We start from the raw sequence: 20367 nt of genomic DNA, 5'->3' as shown, positions 1-20367 counted from the left end.
TTCACCCGGCGAGAGCACCGAGTTCGGCGCCGGTCAGGCCGGCGCCGAGGGTCGCGCCGGTGTCCGGGTCGATCACCAGGAACGCACCGGTCGCGCGCTGCTGGGCGTATGCGTCGACCGCGACCGGCTCGGCGAGCTGCAGTCGGACACGGCCGATGTCGTTCAGCTGCAACGGGTCCGAGCTGTCCTGCCAGCGCAGCTCGTCGACGTTCCAGACGGCGTGCGGTGCGTCCAGCAGCGCACGCGTGGTCTTGGTGCCGGCCTTGACCAACACCCGCCGTCGCGGAGTGGTCGGCCGCTCGTCGAGCCAGGTCACGACCGCATCCAGCTGTTGCGCCACGTCGATGGGCCGGTCGGTCGTCAGCACTTCCCCGCGACCGACGTCGAGCTCGTCCGCGAGGCGGATGGTCACGGCTGCTCCGGCCGACGCACTGTCCACCTCACCCGTGACCCCGTCGATCGCCACGACGGTCGAGCCACGACCGCTGGGGTATGCCGTGACGGTGTCGCCGACGCGGACGCTGCCGGAGGCGATCCGGCCAGCCAGCCCGCGATAGTCCGGATGCTCCGGAGTCCGCGGACGGATCACCAGTTGCACCGGCAGCCGGAAGGGCTCGTCGGTCACTGTGTTGGGCGGCAGTGTCTCGAGCACCTCCAGCAGCGGCAGCCCGGCATACCAATCGGGGCCTGGCGACGCGACGTTCTCGCCGGTGAGTGCACTGATCGGGATGATGTGCGTGGCTTCGATCCCGATGCGTTCGGCGAGCGCACGCACGTCGTCCGCCACCGCGGCGAAGCGGTCTTCGGACCAGTCGACGGCGTCCATCTTGTTGATCGCGAAGACGACCTGTGGCACGCGCAGCAGCGAAAGCACCGCGGCGTGCCGTCGGGTCTGCGGGGACACGCCGTTGCGGACGTCGATCAGCACGACCGCAGCCTCCGCGGTGGAGGCGCCGGTGACGGTGTTCCGGGTGTATTGCACGTGTCCCGGCGTGTCCGCGAGCACGAAATTCCTTCGTGGCGTTGCGAAGTAGCGATAGGCGACGTCGATCGTGATGCCCTGCTCACGCTCGGCGCGCAGGCCGTCGGTGAGCAGCGCGAAGTCGAACTCGGTCGCTCCCCGTCCCTGGCTCGCGTGCAGCGTCGCCTCGAACTGGTCAGCCAGGATCGACTTGGTGTCGTGCAACAGTCTGCCGACGAGCGTGCTCTTGCCGTCGTCGACCGACCCGGTGATGACCAGGCGCAGCTGGTCGCGATCGGTGATGACCTCGGTCGTCGTGGCCTCGGTGGTCGTCATCTCTAGAAGTAGCCTTCCCGCTTGCGGTCCTCCATCGCGGCCTCGGACAGCCGGTCATCGGCACGTGTGGCACCCCGCTCGGTGAGGGCGCTGACCGAGATCTCCGCGATCACGTCCGTCACCGTCGTCGCGGCGCTGAGCACGGCACCGGTGCACGACCCGTCACCCACGGTGCGGTAGCGAACACTCAATGTTTCCAATATTTCTGCGCCTCGAGGCCCACCCCACGGACCCGGTGTGAGCCACATGCCGTCGCGGCGGAAGACCGGCCGCTCGTGGGCGTAGTAGATGCTCGGCAGCGCGACGTCCTCTGCTTCGATGTAGCGCCAGACGTCCAGCTCGGTCCAGTTGGAGATCGGGAAGACCCGAGTGTGCTCCCCCGGCGCGTGCTTGCCGTTGTAGATGCGCCACAGCTCCGGCCGCTGCGTGCGCGGATCCCAGCCGCCGAACGCGTCGCGGACCGAGAAGATGCGCTCCTTGGCGCGGGCTCGGTCCTCATCGCGCCGGGCTCCGCCGAGCAGCGCGTCGAACTTCTGGTCCGCGATGGTGTCCAGCAACGGCACCGTCTGCAGCGGGTTGCGGGTGCCGTCCGGGCGCTCGGTGAGCCGGCCGTCGGCGATCCACTCCTCGACCGCTGCCACGACCAGGCGGTGCCCGCCCTCGGCGACGACGCGATCCCGGAACTCGATGACCTCGGGCAGGTTGTGACCGGTGTCGACATGCAGCAGGGTGATCGGCAACGGTGCCGGCCAGATCGCCTTCCGGGCGAGGTGCAGCAGCACGGCAGAGTCCTTGCCACCGCTGAAAAGCAGTGCGGGACGGTCGAATTCGGCGATCACCTCTCGGATGATCTCGATCGACTCCGCCTCCAGCTCGCGCAGCGACACGTCGGTCGCCGAGAGCGTCGTGGTCGTCATACCGGACTCCTCGTGTCTCGGGTGCGGTCGTTCATGCTGTTTCCTTGAGCTCGGTGAGCAACGTGCCGATGACCGTGACGGCGTCAACGAGATCCACGTGCTCGGTGTCGATGGTCAAATCGGGTCGTCGCGGCGGCTCGTACGGGTCATCGACGCCGGTCAGGCCGGTCAACTCACCCGCAGCCGCCTTGGCGTAGAGCCCCTTCACGTCCCGCCGCTGACACTCCCGCAGGGGTGTCGCGACATACACCTCGTGGTAGGGCGTTCCGTGCGCCTCATGGTGCGCGCGCACCGTGTCGCGGGCGTCGGCATACGGCGCGATGACCGGCACCAGGGCGATCACGCCGTGTCGAGCGAGCAGCTCGGCGACGAAGCCGACCCGCTGCACGTGCGTGTTGCGGTCCTCGCGTGAGAAGCCAAGTCCCGCAGACAAATTCGTCCGGACTTCATCGCCGTCGAGGATCTGCACGCGGTGTCCGCGGCGGATGAGTTCGCCCGCCACCGCCTCGGCGATGGTGCTCTTCCCGGCGCCGGACAGCCCGGTGAGCCAGATGGTTGCGCCGGACGCGGCCGAATCAAGTGGGCTCATAGGTGCATTCCGCATTCGATCTTGTCGGTGCCGGCCCACCGGCCGGAGCGTGCGTCGGCTCCTGCTGCCACCCGCCGAGTGCAGGGGGCACAGCCGATGGACGGATAGCCCTGTGCCAGCAGCGGATTGCTGATGAGGTCGTGCTTGTCGACGTATGCCGCGACGTCGTCGTCCGACCATGCCGCAAGGGGTGCCAGCTTGATCCTGTCGCGGCGTTCGTCGAACGACACCACGGGAGTGTCACGGCGTGACTCGGACTCGACACGACGCAATCCCGTTGCCCACGCGTCGTATTCGTCGAGCACCTCGTCCAGCGGCTGCGTCTTGCGCAGCGCACAGCACAGGTCAGGGTCACGCTCGTGCAGCGCGACGCCGAAGTCGGCGTCCTGCTCGGTCACTGTCTGCCGCGGTGTGATCGTCCGCAGATGCACCCGGTATGACGCCGCCACCCGGTCGCGGGTCTGCAGTGTCTCCGGGAAGTGGTAGCCGGTGTCCAGGAAGAGCACGTCGACACCGGGGAGCACCGTGCTCGCGAGGTGGACCAGGACGGTGTCCTGCATCGACCCGGCGACGGCCAGTCGCAGCCCGGCATCGACAGCCCAGCGCAGGATGTCGGTCGCCGACGAATCAGCAAGCGCCGCAGCGCCTTCGGCAGCCAGTGTGCGGAGTTCGGCTTCGCTGAACGTCATCGCAGCGACTCCTCCGGCGCCCGCACTGCCCAGTCCGAGAAGGTCTCCCCGTCCGAGCGTTCGGCCACGAAGTTGCGGGCGACGCGCTCGATGTAGTCGCCGAGCTCCGCCGAGGTGACCTTGTGGCCGCGCAGCTTCCGCCCGAAGTCGGCCTTCTGACCGAGCCGGCCGCCGAGGTGCACCTGGAAGCCTTCGACCCGATTGCCGTCCTTGTCGGTGACGATCTGGCCCTTCAGCCCGATGTCGGCGACCTGCACCCGAGCGCAGGAGTTGGCGCACCCGTTGAGGTGCACCGAGATCGGGTGCTCCGGGTCGATGTCCGCCAGTCGCTGCTCCAGCTCCGGCAGCAAGCGGTGTGCACGTTCCTTGGTCTCGACGATTGCGAGCTTGCAGTATTCAACCCCGGTGCACGACATGATCGTGCGTCGCCACGGTGTCGGATTCGCGCTGAGGCCAAGCGGTCCGAGCGTGGCGATCAGTCCGTCAACCGCGTCGTCGCGCACGTCGGCGACGATCAGTTTCTGGTAGGGCGTGAAGCGGACACGCTTCGAACCCGCACTCTCCGCCGCGTCGGCCACGGCGGCCAGCGTGGTCCCGCTGACCCGGCCGGCGACTGCGGTGAAGCCGACATACTTGCCGCCGCCGCGCTGTTCATTGACACCGACGTGGTCGATGGTCCTGGCCGGCACCGGTGCCGCGGGCCCGTCCGGCAGCGGCGCCTTGAGGTATTCGTTCTCCAACACCTCGCGGTATTTGGCGGTGCCCCAGTCGGCAACGAGGAACTTCATCCGCGCCCGGTTCCGCGACCGCCGATAGCCGTAGTCGCGGAACAGCCTCACGACCGACACCCAGACGTCCGGCACCTGCTCGAGGGTGACGAACACCCCGAGCCGCTCGGCGAGGAACGGGTTGGTCGACAGGCCGCCACCGACGTGCAGGTCGAACCCGGGCCCGAGCTCCGGGTGCTCGACACCCACGAACGACACGTCGTTGATCTCCGGCGCGGAGTCCGGCAGCCAGGCGATGGAGGTCTTGAACTTGCGCGGCAGGTTGGACAGGTCGGGGTCGCCGACATACAGCCGGTTGATCTCGGCGATCGCGGACGACACGTCCAGCTTCTCCTCGACGCTCAGTCCGGCGACCGGCGAACCCATCACGACACGGGTGCAGTCACCGCAGGCCTCGGTCGTCTCCAGGCCGACGGCCTCGAGTCGCCGCCAGATCTCCGGGACGTTCTCGATCTGGACCCAGTGGAACTGCACGTTGCCGCGGTCGGTGATGTCCGCGGTGTTGCGACCGAACTCCTGGGAGATGCCCGCGAGCACCCGCACCTGATCGGTGGACAGCTGCCCGCCGTCGATGCGGACCCGCATCATGAAGTACGGCGCCTCGAGCTCCTCGGGTGTCAGCGTCGCCGTCTGTCCGCCCGGAATCCCTTCTCTGCGCTGGGTATACAAGCCCCACCAGCGCATCCGGCCGCGAAGGTCATCCGCCGGTATCGACGCGAATCCTTCTCTGGCGTAGGTCTCCTCGATGCGTGCTCGCACGCTGAGACCGTCGTCGTCACGCTTGTATTCCTCGTTATGGTTCAGCGGCTCGTGCTCGCCGAGCGCCCACTGCCCATTCGTCTTGGTCGCCACGTCGCATAACGTTTCATTTGATAGTCCAAAACGTCAACTAATGTCCAAGGAATGGCATCACCCCTGCCGTCGAGGCGTTCGCCGCTGGGACACGGCGGCCGTGCGAGGATGCGGGCATGCCGAACGCCCCGCACCGCGCCACCGTGCGCCGTCGCGCGATCCTCGCTGCCGCGCTGGCCGGCTCGCTCGGGTCGCTCACCGGGTGCGGCATACGGCTGGAAAGTGACGCACCACACATTCCGGGCATCAAGACCCAGGGTCCGCCGCCGGACCAGAAGTCACTCCGCCGACTGCAGGACGAGCTCGATGCGGCGATCCGCGCGGCCAGCAAAACCTCGAGTAGCGAGTCGAAGAGCGAATCCTCAGCGTGGGCAGGCAAACTCGCCACGTTGCACCGGACACAACGCCGGCGGCTGGCCGCTGTCATGGCGACACAAGGTATGACGCCGGTCTCCACCGCCTCGCCGTCGAGTCGGCCCAACACGGACCTGGGTCCGCTCCATTCGGTCGAGCAGGAGGCCGCCCGGGGCATCGGCTCGCTGGCGAGCCTGTCGGCTCGGAATCTGCCGATGGCCGCGTCGATCGTCGTAACACAGAGCGCCGGAGCGGACCTGCTCGGTCACCCGGCCGAATCCTCCGGTGGCAAACCCCCGAACGCCGACCAGGTGACCGCGATCCTGCCGTCGCTGCGCGCAGCCATCTACGCGTTCGAGGAGATCATCGCCAAGACACCGCTGAAGGACCGCAAGCGCGCCGAGGCGACACTCACCCCACTACGCGCCACTCGCGCGACGTGGGAGGCGTCGTTGGGCAAGGACGTTCCGCAGTCGCCCGACGGTTTTGCGTTGCCCGTGCAACCGACGACGGATGCGCGTCGCCGCACGCTCGCCCAGCGGGTGCTCACCGATCTGATCGACGCGTGCGCGGGACAGGTCGTCGCCACCCGGGCCGACCGGAGTGCGTTCGTCGGATTGACCGCTCTGTGGGCGGACGCCACCGCACAGCTGTGGCGCTGGGGTGCCACACCGACGGCGTTCCCCGGCCTTTCGCCGGTCGAGTAGCGGATGGCGGAGCGCAGCGGGGGAAATCCGCGTATCGAGACCGACCTCACCGACTTCGCGCGGAGCATCCCGGCGGAGTTCCGGGAGATCGTGCAGGGCCGGCCCGCCGAGCCCGACGTCGGCGGGGACGACTGGTTGGACCACCTGCCCACGCAGCTCGCCGAACTCGCCGCCGCCTGGGACCTCGTCGCCGACGGCCCGGTCTGGCACGGAGTGTGCGCCGTCGTCATACCGTGCCACCGCGACGGGGAGCCGGTCGTGCTGAAGGTCAGCTGGCCGCACGAGGAAGCGCGACTGGAGCACCTGGCACTGCAGAACTGGGGCGGCCGGGGCGCGGTGCGGTTGCTCGCCGCGGACCCGGCCCGCTGGGCGATGCTGCTGGAGCCGCTGCTGCACGATCGCAACCTGGATGACATCGGCCTGCTCGACGCGTGCGAGGTCATCGGCGACCTGATGCGACGACTCGACCGACCTGCAACACCGCAATTCACCACGCTGAGTGACGAAGTCGACCGGTGGATCCCGGTGTGCCGCAACGGTTCTCCGCTGGTCCCCCGCCGGATGACCGAGCAGGCTGCGAGCCTGCTGGCGGACCTGCGCGCAGACTGCGACGGCCGGCTGATCCACCAGGATCTGCACTTCCAGAATGTGCTGGCCGCCGAGCGCGAGCCATGGCTGGCGATCGACCCGAAGCCGCTGTCCGGCGAGTGGGCGTTCGGTGTCGCACCCGCGCTGTGGAACCGGTGGGATGAGGCGACTTCGGCATACAACCTGCGCACGCACCTGAGGCTGCGGCTCGGGATCATCACCGAGGCCGCCGGCATCGACGAGGACCGCGCGCTGGCGTGGAGCTTCGTGCGGCTGGTCACCAATGCGATCTGGGAGGCGCAGGACCCGCAGCCGGGCCAGCCGGAGCTGTCCCGGTGGATCACCGCCGCGAAGGCCATGACCGACTGACCGACGCCGATCGCGGGGCCTGGAGACGGTCGGCTCTTGGTGAACACGAAAGGGCGGCCACACCGTGATCGGTGTGGCCGCCGTGCGGCTCCGGTGACCTCGACAGGCTCGGCCAGCTCGGGTGGGCTACTTGGTTGCCTTCTCCAGGATCGCCTTGAAGGAGTTCTTGCTACCCAGCAGCTGGCCGTACTCGGTGCTGTGCTTGCTCTGGGAGTATTCGTCACCGTTGATGAACATGGTCGGTGTGCCGGTCACGCCGTTCTTGCCGGCATTGTCCATCGTGGCCGCGACGTACTTGTTGTACGTCTTCTTGGTGACGCACGAGTTGAACTTCGTCAGTGCGGCGCCCTTGATGCCGGCCTGCTTGCCGTATTTCTTGATGTCCGAGGTGGTGTAGGTGTCGCCTTGCATCTCCTGCTGCTCGGGACGCTGCCCGGCGAAGGCCGCCTTGTGGTACTCGGCCGCCTTCCCGGCGTCGGCCGCGCAGTAGAGACCGTTGGCGGCGACCGTCGACGCGGGCGCGTTGCGGAAGTTGTCCTCCAGGAACGTCATCAGGTGCCACTGCAGCTTGATCTGACCGGCCTTGGCCATCTTCAGGATCTGCTCGCCGTTGGACTTCTCCAACTCGTTGCAGATCGGGCACTGGAAGTCCTCGTAGATGTCGACCGTCGGTGCGCCCGACTTCAGCTTCACATCCGGGTAGGCACGCAGGCCGTCGGCGTTGTCCGTGCCGCCCTTGGGGACCGCGCCGGCAAAGGAACCGCTCTTGTTCGCCTGCGTGACGAACACTGCGACCACGATCACAACCACGATGACCGCTGCGATGATGCCTCCGATCAGCCCCTTGGAGGGGCCGTCCTTCGGCTTCGTGGCGGCAAGTCTCTGCGAGGCATCAGGGCGGGGCATGAAGTCACCTTAACTTATTTGAAAATGCAACGATCTCGGACATTGGTGGTGTGCTCACTTCGCTTCCATCGAGGCGAGCACGGAGTCGAAGGAGTCCGGCGTCTTGAGCAGCTTGCCGTATTCCTGCGAGTTCTTGGTCGGCGAGAGTTCCTCGCCGTCGATGAAGACACTCGGGGTGGAGTTGACGCCGTCACGTCCGGCATTGTCCGCCGTCGCGGACACGAAGCCGTTGTAACGAACCTTGTCGACGCACGAGTCGAACTTCGTGCGGGCCGCACCGTCGATGCCGGCCTGCCGGCCGAACTTCTTGATGTCGGCCACCGAGAAGCCCGCGCCTTCCTTCTCCGGCTGCCCCGCGAACGCCGCCCGGTGATAGGCGCCCGCCTTGTGCGCGTCGGCGGCGCAGTAGAGGCCGTTCGTAGCGATCGTCGAGGACGGTGCGTTCTTCAGGTTGTCCTCCAGGAACGTCACCGGATGCCAGATCAGCCGGATCTTGCCCGCCTTCGCCTGGGCGAGCATCGCGTCACCGTTGGCCGTCTCGAGGTCCTTGCAGAACGGGCACTGGAAGTCCTCGTAGACCTCGACCGTCGGCACACCTGTCGGCAGCGAGAGTGAGTGATAGGGGTTGATCCCGTCGGCTGCCGAACTGCCGCCCGCGGGCACCGCACCGTCATACGACTGATGGGACTCGGGGCGGTTGAGGAACACGGCGATCACCACCGCGACGATGACGGCGGCTGCGATCACGCCGATGAAGACCAGCCGTGACGGGCCGGTCGTCGTCCCGGTCGTGGTCCCGGTCGTCGCCGGTCTGCGGGCAGGGTCAGGTCGTGGCATGGGCGCGAGAGGTCAGCCCCAGAGGGCGCGGTCGACGCTCAGCCGGGTGCGCGGCCAGATCACCAGCCAGGCCGCACAGAGCAGCAGCCCGACGTCACGCAGGATGTCCCACTTGTATGCCGCCGTGGTCGGCAGCTCGCCGTTGCTGCCGAAGCAACCGCATTGGATCACGATGCCGCGCGCCCACACCGAGCTGATGCCGATGATGAAGGCGATCATCAGCAGGCCGCCGAGCACTGCGGTCATTCGGGTCATCAGTCCGGCGATCAGCAGCACGCCGAGGATGATCTCCAGGAAGGGCATGAACGTGCCCCAGATGTTGGCCAGGTCGTAGGGCAGGATGCGGAAGGCGCGGGTGTCGAGCTTGGTCGTCTCCACGTCGCGGGCCTTCAGCACCCCGGCGACCAGGTAGGTGACACCGAGGATCAGTCGAGCGGCCACTCCGACCCACTCCATCGCGGGGTGCTGGTGCCACTTGGTCACGGGCACCCCGGAGGGCGCCGGCGCCCCGGAAGACTTCGACTCGGTCTGCTCTGCCACGCGGGACAGACTAAACGACGGCGCTGTCGAGAACGACGGATGAGCGGTGCAACAGCTGTGTGTCAGCTGTGCTTCCGCCCCTGCTTCCACTGGGTCACCACGCGCAGCACGTCGCTCAGCTCGTGCGCGACGGCGTCCGGCTCGGCGTCGGTCGGCACGACCTGCTCGGCCGGCAGCACCGAGTGCGGGACCCAGATGGCGTGCATGCCGGCCTGCTGCGGACCGTGGACGTCCTCGAAGAGCCGGTCACCGACGTAGACGCAGTCGGCCGGGTCGACCCGGACGGCGTCGGCAGCCGCGAGGAACGCCTCCTGGTGCGGCTTCACCCACGGGATCTCGCTGGAGTAGACGTCACCGTCGATCAGGTCGAGCACGCCGTCGCGCTCGAAGAGGCCGCGGTGGTAGTCGCGGTCCCAGATCGTGTTGGACAGGACGCCCACGCGGATCCCGCTGGCGTGCAGGCCTTCCCAGACCTGCCGCACCTGCGGGTTGATCTGCGTGTGCGGCTCCCAGAAGGCGCGGTATGCCGCGAGTCCGCCGCGATGCGCAGCGCCGTGCACGTCCGCGCCCGCTTCGACCAGGATCTCCTCCAGCCGTGCGCTGCTGTGCTCCTCACGAGCACGCGCCCAGGCGGTCATCGTCGCGTCGAGGAAGCGACCGGCGAGCGCCGGATCACCGTATGCCGCGGCGTAGGACATCGCCTCGGCGTCGAAATCGATGTCGTGCCAGGGCGTCAGTGTGCCGCCCCAGTCGAAGATGACGGCTTGGACCTCACTCACAGAGAAGTCGGCTCCTCGTCCTGCGCGATCTCGGCGGTGACCTCGGCGACGACGTCGTCGACCGTGATCTCCCGACGGTCGCCGGAGCGCCGGTCCTTGACCTCGACCTTGCCATCGGCCAGTCCCCTGCCGATGACGAGAATCGTTGGCACGCCGATGAGTTCGGAGTCCTTGAACTTCACGCCCGGCGACACCTTGCGCCGGTCGTCGAAGAGCACCTCGACCCCGGCAGCCTCCAGCTCACGCACGATCTCCTCGGCCTTGACGAACACCTGCTCGTCCTTGCCGGTCGCCACAACGTGCACGTCGGCGGGCGCGATGTTACGCGGCCAGATCAGCCCGATGTCGTCCAGGTTGTCCTCGGCGATCGCGCCGACGGCACGGGTCACGCCCACGCCGTACGAGCCCATGGTGACGGTGACCAGCTTGCCGTTCTCGTCCAGGACCTTCAGGCCGAGCGCCTCGGCATACTTCGTGCCGAGCTGGAAGATGTGCCCCATCTCGATGCCGCGTGCCAGCTTCAGCGTGCCGTGACCGGTCGGCGACGGGTCGCCCTCGCGGAGTTCGGCGGCCTGGATCGTGCCGTCGGCGGTGAAGTCGCGGCCGTGCACCAGGTCGATGACGTGGCGGCCGTGCTCGTCCGCGCCGGTGACCCAGGCGGAGCCGACGGCGACCGACGGGTCGAGCAGGTATTTGATCCGACTGCTCTTGGTCTCCCCGAGAACTCCGGGGCCGATGTAGCCCTTGGCGAGCATCGGGTATGCCGCGAAGTCCTTCTCCTCGAAGGCTTCCACCTCGGCCGGCGCGACCTTGGCCTCGAGCCGCTTGGCGTCGACCTCCCGGTCGCCCGGCAGCCCGATCGCGAGCGGCTCGCGGGTGCCGTCCGGGTGGGCCAGCATGACGATGACGTTCTTGAGGGTGTCGGCAGCCGTCCACTCGCGGCCGTCCGCGCGAGGGTGGTCCTTGTTGAGCGCGGCGACCAGCGTCTCGATGGACGGCGTGCCAGGAGTGTCCTCGACGTGCGCGGCGCCCGCGGTGACCTCCACCTCGGGGGCCTGGGCGATCTCGACGGCCTCGACGTTGGCGGCGTAACCGCTCTCGTCGCGCACGAAGGTGTCCTCACCGTGCGGGCTCACCGCGAGGAACTCCTCCGAGGCAGAGCCGCCCATCGCGCCCGAATCCGCTTTGACGATCACGTATTCGAACCCGAACCGGTTGAAGATGCGGATGTAGGCCTCGCGGTGCGCGTCATACGCCTTCTGCAGGCCGGCCTGGTCGACGTCGAAGGAGTAGGAGTCCTTCATGATGAATTCGCGACCGCGCAGGATGCCGGCCCGCGGGCGCGCCTCGTCGCGGTATTTGTTCTGGATCTGGAAGAGCGCGAGCGGCAGGTCCTTGTATGACGAGTAGAGGTCCTTCACCGTCAGGCAGAACATCTCCTCGTGGGTGGGGCCGAGGAGCATGTCGGCGTCCTTGCGATCCTTGAGGCGGAAGAGCAGGTCGCCATACTCGCTCCAGCGGCCGGTCGCGTCGTAGGGCTCGCGCGGCAGCAGTGCCGGGAACTTGACCTCCTGGCTGCCGATGCGCACCATCTCCTCGCGGATGATGTTCTCGACCTTGGCCAGCACCTGCATGCCCAGCGGCAGCCAGGTGTAGATGCCGGGCGCGACGCGTCGGATGTAGCCGGCCCGGACCAGCAGCTTGTGACCCGGCAGCTCCGCATCGGCCGGGTCCTCGCGCAGGGTTCGCAGGAACAGGGTCGACATGCGTAGTGCCACGGGGGCTCCTTCGAAGGTATGGCGTCGGGAGAGAACGCTTGCTGGACAACGAAGGATATCGGGCACGCCGGGCGGCCGCTGCGGCGTCATCCCCCGACCGAGGTCCCGGCCACCTTCCCCGGCCGCCGTCCCGGACAGGGCGCATTGCCTGGGAGCGCGCTGGGTGTTCGGCAACGCGGGGTTGAACCTCTGCCGATCGAAGCTGAACTGCGTGCAACGACAGCATCTTTCAAGTCCGACGGGCCATAACCTCATCCGGTGATGTCTCGAGCGGTAGCGTGATTCGAGTGCCACCGAAGATGTGGCCGCTCGCCGCGATGACCGTCTCCATGATCGCGCTCGCGGGGTGCCAGGCCGACGATCCGACCGAAGCCAGCAACTCCGGTGCACACCGCCTGCCCGAAGCACAGGCGTCCCGCAGCCACTGCGGCGCCGGGTGGTCGCACGCCGAGGCCGGTCCGGTGCAGGTCCGGGTGCGCAACACCGACGTCAACGCCGCGGAGGTCTATCTCGCCGACCGCGCCGGCAGGTTGTATGGCGAGATCGATCCGCTGGCTCCCGGCGCCAGCGCGGTCCTGCGCAGCACGCTGTCGGCGGGCACCTATCACTTGGTGTGCTCGGTGAACGACGGGTCCCCGGTGCACGGTCCGAAGGTGTCGGTCACCGGCGCGGCCAAGGGTGTGCGCGGCGTCCTACCGGTGACGTCGGCGGACCTGGCGCCGAGGGTGATCGCCTACCAAGGCTGGATCAAGGGCAAGCTCAAAGTGCTGCAGGCGCAGACGCGATCGCTGTCGACGGCACTGCGCTCCGGTGACCGCGCCGACGCACGGGCCGCCTGGAAGAAGGCCAACCGGACCTGGAACACCATGGGCGGTGCGTATGGCGCCTTCGGCGACCTCGGCGACGCGATCGCCGGCAACTCGCTCGGGCTCGCCGGCGGCACGCACGACAAACACTGGACCGGGCTGCTGCGGATCGAATACGGGCTGTGGCACGGCCAGTCCACCGGCTCACTCGGTGCCTTCGGCAAGAAGCTGGAGCGCGACGTCGGCGCACTCGGCAAGCAGCTGGAGACAACCCAGTTCGAGCCGATCGACATCGTCCGGCGCGCACACGAGATCACCGAGGACACGCTGCGCGAAACCCTCACCGGACACAACGACTACGGCGCACACGTCGAGCTCGACGAGGCGCTGGCCCAGCTGGACGGCACGACAGCAGTGCTGAAATTCCTGCACCCGCTACTCGCGCCGCGTTATCCCGGGCTCCCCTCGGTGAACCGGTGGATCGCCAAGTCGCGCAAGGACATTCGGTCGCAGCACGGCAGGACCCCGGCCGCGTCAGGCACCCGCAACGCAGACCAGCAGCGGGTGGATGCCGACCTGTCCCAGCTCGCCGAGCTGCTCACGCCCGTTCCCACCATCCTCGAGCCGAGAGTCACGCAGTGAAGTCCCAACCGAGCCGTCGCACCATGCTCCGCGCCGGAGCCGTCACCGGCGGTCTCGGCGCTGCCGCCGTGGCCGCTGCGACCGGGCACGCGGCAGCCGCGGACGACCCGACCCCGACGACGGCGTCCGGCGGTCCACGCGTGACCTCCGCCGGCGACGGCAACCCGTGGCGTCCGCTGCGACCGTTCCACGGGGCGCACCAGGGCGGCATACTCGGCGATCCGCTGCCTGCTGCGACGATCGTCGCGTTCGACCTGACCGTCACCGATGCCGCGCGCTTGACGGCACTGTTCCGCACCCTCACCACCACTCTCCGGTCGCTCACGGCGGGCGGCACACCGCGCTCCCCCGGCATCACGACCACGGACGGCACCGGCCTCCTCGGGCCGAGCGCACCCGCTCGAGCGCTGGAGTCCGTCGTCGCCGTCGGCCCCGGGGTGTTCACCGACAGGTTCAGCCTCGCCGACGCGAAGCCGAAGCACCTACGCACCATGACCGCCTTCCCGAACGACCAGCTCGACGCGGCCTGGTGCGGCGGGGACCTGCTGATCACGCTTCAGGGTCACGACCGGGACGTGGTCACGAATGCCCTCCGGGAGGTGTGCCGGGCGACCCGCGGGTCAATGCAGATCCGTTGGAAACAGGACGGATTCACCTCCAGCCCGCGTCCCACCGGGCACCCGCGCAACCTGCTCGGCTTCAAGGACGGCATCGCCGGTCCCGACACGTCCGACGACAAGGAGCTGGGATCGCTGGTGTGGGCCGGGTCGGGAGAGCCCGGTTGGGCGGCTGGCGGCAGCTACTACGTGATGCGGCGGATCCGGATGCTCGTGGAGTTCTGGGATCGCGTCTCGACCTCGGAGCAGGAGCGGATGTTCGGTCGCCGCAAGGACAGCGGTTGCCCGCTGACCGGCGGCGCGGAGAACTCCGCCCCCGACTATCACAACGACCCCAATGGCAACGCCATCCCGCTGGACAGCCACATCCGGATGGCCAATCCGCGCACCGACAAGACCGCGGCGTCACAGTTCCTCCGGCGGTCCTATTCGTATGACGCGGGCGTCGACCCGGTCGGCAACCTCGACATGGGCCTGATGTTCGGCGGCTTCAACGCGGACCTGGACCGCCAGTTCGTCGCAGTCCAGCGACGCCTCGTCGACGAGCCCCTCGTCGACTACATCACGCCCGTCGGCGGCGGTTACTTCTTCGCGCTGCCCGGCGTCCGCAACCGCCACGACTTCTACGGGAGCGCCCTGCTCACGTAGCCATCCACACCCCGTCAAGGCCACATCACCCCGGAAGGAAGCACCGTGCAGAAGAAACCCGCACTACTCGCCGTCGCATCGGCGGGCGCCATGGTCCTCGCAGCCGGCACGACCGTCGCCGTACAGACCGATGCGAGCGCCGCGAGCCCTACGCTCACGAAGGCGGCCGTCGTCGCACACAACGCCAGCACCCCGATCGAGCACGTCGTCGTCATCTTCGACGAGAACGTCTCGTTCGACCACTACTTCGGCACCTACCCGAACGCCGCCAACACCGACGGCACGAGGTTCACCCCGGCACGCCATACGCCGCGTGCCAACACCGAGCAGAACGCCGGCCTGATCCGCTCGAACCCCAATCTCTACAAGCCTTTCCGGCTCTCGCCCGACCAGGCGGTCACCTGCGACCAGAACCACGCATACACGCCCGAGCAGAAGGCCGCCAACGGCGGGAAGATCGACAAGGTCATCGAGCACACCAGCGTCGACACCTGCACCGGCCAGTTCGGCGCGCCCGGGCTGGCAATGGGCTACTTCGACGGCAACACGGTCACCGGCATGTGGAACTACGCGCAGCACTACTCGATGAGCGACAACTACTACGGCTCCACCTACGGCCCCTCGACGCCGGGTGCGATCAACCTCGTCTCCGGCAACACCTGGGGCATCCACGCCGTCGACCCGAAGACCGGGGAGCCGACCTCCGACGACTACGTCGTGTCGACCCCGAACACCGAAGGCGTCGGCACCATGACCAACGACCCCGACCCCGCCTTCGACGACTGCTCGGACAAGAACCACACCTCCGGCAACAACCTCGGCGTGATGGAGGGCAAGAACATCGGCGACCGGTTGAGTGCCGCAGGCGTCTCCTGGGGGTGGTTCCAGGGCGGCTTCACCCCGGACACGCCATACGCCGGCAGTGGCACCTATGCGCAATGCACCACGTCGCACGCCAACGTCGGCGGCGGCAGCTCGGTCGACTACAGCCCGCACCACCAGCCGTTCCAGTACTACAAGTCGACGGCCAACCCACACCACCTGCCACCCAAGTCGCTCGCCGAGGTCGGCCACGACGGGCAGGCCAACCACCAGTACGACCTGACCTACTTCAACAAGGCGCTGAAGAGCGGTGACATGCCGGCCGTGTCGTTCCTGAAGGCACCGTCCTACCAGGACGGTCACGCAGGCTACTCCGACCCGCTCGACGAGCAGGACTTCCTGGTCAAGGAGATCAACGCGATCCAGCAGTCACCGGAGTGGAAGAACACCGCGATCGTTGTCACGTATGACGATTCGGACGGCTGGTACGACCACCAGTTCGCCAAGATCCGGACCGGGGCCAAGGACAAGAGCCTGAACGAACCGATGTGCACCGAGGTCGAGGAGCCGGTGACCGACAGCGGCCCGCAGGACGACCGGTGCGGCCCCGGACCGCGGTTGCCGTTCCTGGTGATCTCGCCCTACTCGAAGGTCAACTCGGTGAGCCACCAGCAATTCGAGCAGGCGTCGGTCATCAAGTTCGTCGAGCGGAACTGGAAGTTGCCGCAGCTGGGCAACGGCTCGTTCGACGCACGCGCGAAGTCCTTCTCGTCCATGCTCAGCTTCGGCACACCGAAGGCATCGACGGTGCTGTTGAACGACGACGGCTCGGTCAAGAGTGTGACTCCCCCGGCCAAGGGTCACGGGCACGGCAATGGCAAGGGGCACCACGCCAAGTAGTCCGGCGAGTAACTCGCGACAGTAGCGAGTCATTGCCCCTTCTCATTGCCCCTTCGCACCGTCGGTCCTGCCGTCAGTCGTGCACCGGGCGGGCACGGTCCACGATCGCAGCCGTGCCCAGCCCGGCGGGCAGCGTGCCGAAGACGCCGGCATGCTGCCCGAGGACGCGGGATGCGAGGAACGCCTCGGACACCTCGTCCGGCGACTGCCGCACCAGCAGGCTCGCCTGCAGGAGCACGGCCATGCGGGAGGCCAGCCAGCGTGCGACATACTCGGCATCGGACGGATCGACAAGGTTGGCAATGGTTTTCAGCACTTCGGTGACACCGTCGTGCAGCTCTGGGACACCGGCCGCCTCGACTTCGTCACGCCAGGCGTCGATGCCCTCGGGCTGTCGTTGCAACACCCGCAGCACGTCAAGCGCGTTGACGTTGCCGCTGCCCTCCCAGATGGAGTTGAGCGGTGACTCGCGGAAGAGCACCGGCAGGCCGGACTCCTCGATGTAGCCGTTGCCGCCGAGCACCTCCAGCGCCTCGGCCACGTGGAAGGACGTGCGCTTGCACACCCAGAACTTCGCCAGCGGCAGCCCGATCCGGCGCAACGCGCGCTGCGCCGGGTCGTCCGGTGACTCGACCGCCCGAGCCAGCCGAAGTCCGAGTGCGGTGGCCGCCTCGGACTCGATCGCCAGGTCCGCCAACACGTTTCGCATCGCAGGCTTGTCGACGAGCAGCCCGCCGAAGGCGCTGCGGTGCTGCGCGTGCCAGATCGCCTCGACGAGGCTGCGGCGCATCAGCGCGGACGACCCGAGCACACAGTCGAGCCGGGTCGCGGCGACCATCTCGATGATCGTGCGCACGCCGGCGCCCTCGTCACCGAGCCGACGGGCGTGCGTGTCGACGAACTCGAGCTCGCTGGACGCGTTGGACCGGTTGCCGAGCTTGTCCTTCAACCGCACGATCTGCAGCGGGTTGCGGGTGCCGTCCGGCAGCACCCGGGTAACGACGAAACAGGTCAGCCCGCCGGGCGCCTGCGCGAGCACCAGGAACAGGTCGTTCATCGGCGCCGACGTGAACCACTTGTGTCCGGTCAGCCGGTAGCTGCCGTCGGCCTGCGGGGTCGCGACCGTCGTGTTGGTCCGGACATCGGAGCCGCCCTGCTTCTCGGTCATGCCCATGCCAGCCAACAGACCGCGCTTCTCCACGATCGGGCGCAGCCCGAAATCGTAAGTGGCCGAGGCCAATCCGGGCGTCAGCTCCTCCGCCAGCCCGGGGTCCGCGCGCAGCGCGGGCACGGCGGCATACGTCATGGTCATCGGGCAGCCGTGCCCCGGCTCGATCGGTGTCCATGCGATGTATGCCGCGGCGCGACGCACGTGCGGCAGCGGCTCGGTGGACGACCACGGCGCACCCGCGAGGCCGAACCCGACACCCTTGTCGAGCATCCAGTGCCAGCTGGGGTGGAAGTCGACCTCGTCCACCCGCGTGCCGTAGCGATCGACCGGTCGGAAGACCGGCTCGTGGGCATTGGCGAGCATCCCGTGCTCGCGAGCCTCCGCGGAGCCTGCCAGCTCGCCCACCGGCACCAGCGACTCGATGAGGCGGTCGGCTGCGTCGCCTGCCTGAGCACGCACAGCATCCAGCAGCGCCCGGTCACCGGTGACCGGGTTGTGGCCGACGAGCGGCGGCGGCTGGTTGCTCGCGGTGCGCGCGAAGATGTCCGGAAGCCGGCCCGTGGAAGGTTGCGCCATGGAGAAAGGGTACGCACGGTGTCGCATCGGCACGTTACGGTCGACACCATGGCTGTGTCGCTGGAGTTCGACGAATGTGTCAACGCGCTCTACACCGCGGCCGAGCGCTTGCGCGAGGACACTGTGGATGCCCCGGAGGACGCCCTCGTGCCGACCTGTCCCGGCTGGTCGACCCGTCAGCTGCTCGCGCACACCGGGATGGTGCACCGCTGGGCAACGGCCAACGTGCGTGGTGACCGGCACGCCCTTGACTCCACCGCGGAGACCGACGCGGCCGAGGAGGAAGGCATGCTCGCCGACGACCCGGGCGCCTGGCTGCTCGCCGGCGCCGGCGACCTGGTGCAGGCGCTGCAGGAGGCGCCCGACGACCTGGAGCGGCCGTTCTTCCTCAATGACGCACCGCCGGCAAAACTCGCCTGGGCGCGGCGCCAGTGTCACGAGACGACGATCCACGCGTTCGACGGCCTGACCGCCAGACTCGGAGGCATCCCGCCGGCGGTGGCCGCCGACATCGATCCGGCGATCGCGGCGGACGGGGTCGACGAGTTGCTGCAGGGCTTCGCGACCCGGCCGGACGAGACGCTGCGCACCTCGTCGCGCCCGGCCGTCACCGTCGTCGTCGAAGCTCCCGACGTGCAGCGTGCGTGGACCCTGCAGCTGTCCGGCGAGCCCATGGCCTGCGAGGAGGGCGCCGCCGTGCCCCACCCGGACGCGAAGCTCACCGGCACCGCGACCCAGCTCTACCTCGGCCTGTGGAATCGCGGCGACGAGATCGCGCAGGACGGCATCGACGTGCTCAGCTTCTGGCGCGAGCACCTGCGCGTCGAATGGTGACGCCCGGCTGGCCCGCACTGCCGTTGCCCTGGGCCTCCGACGACCTGGTGCGCGGGCCGCGGCGCTGGTGGCCGGGTGCTCTCGACGTCGAGGGACTCGCGGTCGGCAGTGTCGCCGCAGCCGCATCGGCCGCGAATGCGCTTGCCGCCGCACGGAATTCGCCGTGGCGATCGTTCGTCGCCAGCGGCTTGGTCGGGGCTTCGTTCGACTCGATCGCCCGGCTGCGGCTCGACGGCGCCCCACTGCAGGGGTGGGGTGAGCTGTCCGGCTTCTATCGCGCTGCCGACGGCTGGATCCGCTTGCACGGCAACTACCCCCACCATGCTGCGGTCATCCGTGCGGAGCTGCAGGCAGCGGATCGCGCAGGCGTGGCGGGCGCCATACAAGAGCGAGAGGCTGTGCCGCTGGAGGAGACGTTGCGTGCCGCGGGCGGCATCGCCGGTGCCGTGCGCACTGCGGACGTATGGCGCGCCCACCCGCATCATGTCGCCGCCATCGCGGACCGCCCGCTGGTCGGCACCGACGCAGCGACCGGTGCCGCCCGCCCGTTGAGCGAGTCGACGTCGCTGCCACTGCAGGGCGCACGGGTGCTGGACCTCACCCGGGTGATCGCCGGACCGACGGCAGCCAGATTCCTCGGGGCGCTCGGTGCCGATGTGTTGCGGATCGATCCGCCGGGCACACCGGAGCTGTTGGACCAGCACCTGGACACCGGCTTTGCCAAACGCACTGCTGCCGTGGACTTCTCGACCGCGGACGGCATGGCCACCGCTCACGAACTCGTCGGGACGGCCGACGTCGTGCTCACCGCTTATCGTCCCGGCGCACTGCGCCGCTTCGGCCTCGACCGCGCATCACTCCTGGCCGATTACCCGCACCTCGTGGTCCTCGAGCTGTCCGCGTGGGGCGACCGCGGACCGTGGGGTGACCAGCGCGGGTTCGACAGCATCGTCCAGGCCGTGAGCGGCATCGCCACGTGCTACGCGGACGCCGACGGCCGGCCGGGTGCACTACCGGTGCAAGCACTGGACCACGCCACCGGATATCTGCTGGCCGCGACCGCGATGCGGTTGCTGGCACGGCGACCGCAGGAAGGCGGCGCGAGCGCCCGGCTCGCGCTCGCCCGCTCCGCCGACTGGCTGCTCCAGCACGAAGCCACGGCCCCCGATCCGGCCCTCGATCCGGAGGATGCCTTCGACGGCCCCGAGTGTCCGTTGTGGCTGGCTGCCGCCGAATCGCCATACGGCACCGTGGAATACGTCAGACCGCCGCTGTTCTCCGGCGCGGAGCCGTTGGACTTCCCGTCATCACCGCGCCGCTATGCGGGCGATCCGCCCGAGTGGTGGCTGGACGACTGACCC

At 68.5% G+C, this 20367-nt stretch carries 18 protein-coding genes; 7 read left to right on the top strand and 11 right to left on the bottom strand.

Going from position 1 to position 20367, the window contains the following annotated elements; genetic code table 11:
- Position 1: 1 nt before the first annotated feature.
- The 5 genes from ACSZL9_RS10950 to ACSZL9_RS10930 are packed head-to-tail and all read right to left on the bottom strand — an operon-like array spanning position 2 to position 5132.
- The gene (locus ACSZL9_RS10950; protein WP_446665525.1) at positions 2-1297 is read right to left on the bottom strand and encodes a sulfate adenylyltransferase subunit 1; all 1296 of its coding nucleotides are present in this window, start codon (positions 1295-1297) and stop codon (positions 2-4) included.
- 2 nt (positions 1298-1299) lie between these two features.
- On the bottom strand, positions 1300-2214 hold the full coding sequence (gene cysD, locus ACSZL9_RS10945; RefSeq protein ID WP_446665524.1) for a sulfate adenylyltransferase subunit CysD: 915 nt from the start codon (positions 2212-2214) through the stop codon (positions 1300-1302).
- Between the two features lie 31 nt (positions 2215-2245).
- The gene (cysC, locus tag ACSZL9_RS10940; protein WP_446665523.1) at positions 2246-2803 is read right to left on the bottom strand and encodes an adenylyl-sulfate kinase; all 558 of its coding nucleotides are present in this window, start codon (positions 2801-2803) and stop codon (positions 2246-2248) included.
- On the bottom strand, positions 2800-3492 hold the full coding sequence (locus ACSZL9_RS10935; RefSeq protein WP_446665522.1) for a phosphoadenylyl-sulfate reductase: 693 nt from the start codon (positions 3490-3492) through the stop codon (positions 2800-2802). The genes cysC and ACSZL9_RS10935 overlap by 4 nt, the downstream gene beginning before the upstream one ends.
- A complete protein-coding gene (locus ACSZL9_RS10930) occupies positions 3489-5132 on the bottom strand; it encodes a nitrite/sulfite reductase (RefSeq protein WP_446665521.1) in 1644 nt (547 codons plus the stop codon). The genes ACSZL9_RS10935 and ACSZL9_RS10930 overlap by 4 nt, the downstream gene beginning before the upstream one ends.
- Before the next feature lie 116 nt (positions 5133-5248).
- Between ACSZL9_RS10930 and ACSZL9_RS10925 the strand changes: the two genes are divergently transcribed.
- Together ACSZL9_RS10925 and ACSZL9_RS10920 are read left to right on the top strand one after the other, a co-directional pair.
- Positions 5249-6193 carry a DUF4439 domain-containing protein gene (locus tag ACSZL9_RS10925; protein ID WP_446665520.1) on the top strand — a complete coding sequence of 315 codons (945 nt, stop codon included), beginning with the start codon at positions 5249-5251 and terminating at the stop codon, positions 6191-6193.
- 3 nt (positions 6194-6196) lie between these two features.
- Positions 6197-7150 (top strand): aminoglycoside phosphotransferase family protein, encoded by a 954-nt coding sequence (locus ACSZL9_RS10920; RefSeq protein ID WP_446665519.1) that lies wholly within the window; start codon positions 6197-6199, stop codon positions 7148-7150.
- Between the two features lie 126 nt (positions 7151-7276).
- Here the strand turns inward: ACSZL9_RS10920 and ACSZL9_RS10915 are convergent, their stop codons facing one another.
- From ACSZL9_RS10915 to ACSZL9_RS10895, 5 genes are all read right to left on the bottom strand, one after another.
- Positions 7277-8056, bottom strand: coding sequence for a DsbA family protein (locus tag ACSZL9_RS10915; protein ID WP_446665518.1), 780 nt, complete (start codon positions 8054-8056; stop codon positions 7277-7279).
- A 54-nt stretch (positions 8057-8110) separates the two neighbouring features.
- Complete coding sequence (locus ACSZL9_RS10910) at positions 8111-8893, bottom strand: DsbA family protein (protein WP_446665517.1); 783 nt, start codon at positions 8891-8893, stop codon at positions 8111-8113.
- Between the two features lie 12 nt (positions 8894-8905).
- Positions 8906-9433 carry a DoxX family protein gene (locus ACSZL9_RS10905; RefSeq protein ID WP_446665516.1) on the bottom strand — a complete coding sequence of 176 codons (528 nt, stop codon included), beginning with the start codon at positions 9431-9433 and terminating at the stop codon, positions 8906-8908.
- 62 nt (positions 9434-9495) lie between these two features.
- The gene (locus tag ACSZL9_RS10900) at positions 9496-10212 is read right to left on the bottom strand and encodes an HAD family hydrolase (protein WP_446665515.1); all 717 of its coding nucleotides are present in this window, start codon (positions 10210-10212) and stop codon (positions 9496-9498) included.
- Complete coding sequence (locus ACSZL9_RS10895; protein ID WP_446665514.1) at positions 10209-11990, bottom strand: proline--tRNA ligase; 1782 nt, start codon at positions 11988-11990, stop codon at positions 10209-10211. Before ACSZL9_RS10895 ends, ACSZL9_RS10900 begins: the two co-directional genes overlap by 4 nt.
- Before the next feature lie 287 nt (positions 11991-12277).
- Between ACSZL9_RS10895 and ACSZL9_RS10890 the strand changes: the two genes are divergently transcribed.
- From ACSZL9_RS10890 to ACSZL9_RS10880, 3 genes are read left to right on the top strand one after another with little or no spacing between them, the layout of a single operon-like run.
- Positions 12278-13438 carry an imelysin family protein gene (locus ACSZL9_RS10890; RefSeq protein WP_446665513.1) on the top strand — a complete coding sequence of 387 codons (1161 nt, stop codon included), beginning with the start codon at positions 12278-12280 and terminating at the stop codon, positions 13436-13438.
- Positions 13435-14703 (top strand): Dyp-type peroxidase, encoded by a 1269-nt coding sequence (locus ACSZL9_RS10885; RefSeq protein ID WP_446665512.1) that lies wholly within the window; start codon positions 13435-13437, stop codon positions 14701-14703. Before ACSZL9_RS10890 ends, ACSZL9_RS10885 begins: the two co-directional genes overlap by 4 nt.
- Positions 14704-14748: 45 nt before the next feature.
- The gene (locus tag ACSZL9_RS10880) at positions 14749-16425 is read left to right on the top strand and encodes a phospholipase C (RefSeq protein ID WP_446665511.1); all 1677 of its coding nucleotides are present in this window, start codon (positions 14749-14751) and stop codon (positions 16423-16425) included.
- Between the two features lie 73 nt (positions 16426-16498).
- On the opposite strand, the gene ACSZL9_RS10875 is transcribed toward ACSZL9_RS10880, so the two are convergent.
- Positions 16499-18172, bottom strand: a complete 1674-nt coding sequence (locus ACSZL9_RS10875; protein WP_446665510.1) for an acyl-CoA dehydrogenase family protein — start codon at positions 18170-18172, stop codon at positions 16499-16501.
- Between the two features lie 48 nt (positions 18173-18220).
- Here ACSZL9_RS10875 and ACSZL9_RS10870 point away from each other — a divergent pair, with 48 nt between their 5' ends.
- The gene (locus tag ACSZL9_RS10870) at positions 18221-19006 is read left to right on the top strand and encodes a maleylpyruvate isomerase family mycothiol-dependent enzyme (protein ID WP_446665509.1); all 786 of its coding nucleotides are present in this window, start codon (positions 18221-18223) and stop codon (positions 19004-19006) included.
- Positions 19000-20364 (top strand): CoA transferase, encoded by a 1365-nt coding sequence (locus ACSZL9_RS10865; RefSeq protein WP_446665508.1) that lies wholly within the window; start codon positions 19000-19002, stop codon positions 20362-20364. Before ACSZL9_RS10870 ends, ACSZL9_RS10865 begins: the two co-directional genes overlap by 7 nt.
- The last annotated feature ends 3 nt before the right edge of the window (positions 20365-20367 follow it).

The organism is Flexivirga sp. B27, from assembly GCF_052905685.1.
The sequence above is the reverse complement of the archived record's forward strand: the minus strand, read 5'-3'. Positions and strand labels throughout refer to the sequence as shown.